Here is a 1,522-nt window from a genome sequence, read left to right on the forward strand (position 1 = left end):
AACCTGTTCGGTGCCGACCTGCGCGATGCCAACCTGTTCGGTGCCAACCTGTTCGGTGCCAACCTGTGCGATGCCGACCTGTGCGGTGCCGACCTGTGCGGTGCCGACCTGTGCGGTGCCGACCTGCGCGGTGCCAACCTGTGCGGTGCCGACCTGTTCGGTGCCGACCTGCGCGATGCCGACCTGCGCGGTGCCAACCTGCGCGATGCCAACCTGTTCGGTGCCAACCTGTGCGGTGCCAACCTGTTCGGTGCCGACCTGCGCGATGCCGACCTGCCGGATCACACCTTCGTGATTATGGGTTACACCTACTATGTACAAATCACGAGCGGAGAATACGTTAAGGCGGGTTGCCAGAATCACACAATTGAGCAATGGCGACAGTTCAGCAAGCGGGAAATAGCGGAAATGGATGGGAGAAAGGCGCTGAAATTCTACCCTCGACTTTTGGATATTATAGATTTTCACGTCGGCAAAGGGGAAAGGCCAGACTGGATTACCAGCAAAGAATATATTGAAGAGGTCGCAGAATAGCGGCCTTTTTTATTGCCCATCACCGGGGAAAAATATGATTCAGGTAAATGGCGAAAACCGCCGCGTAGTGAAGATGGCTTGCGGTTATCTCTACCGCCTGAAGCCTGAAAATCTCGGCGTTACACATAGCGTCGGCGAAACAGTAAATCGGGGCCAGCTGTCTTCAGCGGTCAGGAAACATTATCTGGAGGGGAAATGAGTAAAGAAACAGGTGGTCAGGCATTCCCGAGGCAGCAATGGGAATACGATGGGCAGAATAACTGACTGCCTTATAACCCCACCCCATTATTCAGGTAATCCCATGAGCTATTTCGGCAAAGAGCGGATAGCGCTCATAACATTGAGCGCTGTGTTGTGAAATGTCGTTATTTAATAAGCTTGGATGATGGTGGTTAACTGAATTCATCCAGCATAAATCAGCTCTTTAAGCACTTGTCTTCATAATGGATTTACAGAAGATGCATTTTGCACCATAGGGATTTTTGTTTGTGATGTCCAGATGTGAAAAGCGATATTGGATGCTGAAACATGAGGGACATTGGAGTTTAAAATTTAAGATAAAAGCCTACTTTTTTTGATTTAAGAGCAACCACCCTAACACCTTTCACCTAACAAGTCTTTTTTTTCGGATAAATAACGGAGTCCACGATGAATCTTGCAATCGCGGGCGGGTCTGTCGTGGACGCCGCTCTGCTAACCGAATCACTTCTTGATGTTATCACCCGCCGCCTCCGCTCTGGCTGGCGTTCACTTATCGACACGCTTAATCAGAGAGGCAATCCACTATGAACGCTCGCTACTTCTATCGCGCACAGGAGCTTTGCAGGCTGGCGCAATTAACAGGCGACGGCCCTATGTGGGCAATGGCAATGCGATTACTCCGGAGGGCTATGCAATGAAGCTGATATTCAAAGACAGGCAGGAAATCGAAGCCATCATCAAAGGATTTGGAGAGGCAGAACACGAGCAGATTCGCCAACTGGTAGAG

Annotated in this window: 2 protein-coding genes; both read left to right on the plus strand. The window is 50.5% G+C overall.

What is annotated here, in order from left to right; all coding sequences use genetic code 11:
• On the plus strand, window positions 1–534 hold a 534-nt coding region (locus GSQ70_RS08980), incomplete at its 5' end, for a pentapeptide repeat-containing protein (RefSeq protein WP_370521051.1).
• Window positions 535–1,182: 648 nt separating this feature from the next.
• Window positions 1,183–1,323, plus strand: a complete 141-nt coding sequence (locus GSQ70_RS08985) for a protease FtsH-inhibitory lysogeny factor CIII (RefSeq protein WP_158782210.1) — start codon at window positions 1,183–1,185, stop codon at window positions 1,321–1,323.
• The last annotated feature ends 199 nt before the right edge of the window (window positions 1,324–1,522 follow it).

The sequence above is a fragment of the Pantoea sp. BAV 3049 genome (assembly GCF_009765445.1).
Taxonomy (GTDB): Bacteria; Pseudomonadota; Gammaproteobacteria; order Enterobacterales; family Enterobacteriaceae; genus Erwinia.

Excerpts from the sequence above, each read along its gene's own strand:
- GSQ70_RS08985 (WP_158782210.1), top strand. The coding sequence starts at position 1,183 with ATGAATCTTGCAATCGCGGGCGGGTCTGTCGTGGACGCCGCTCTGCTA.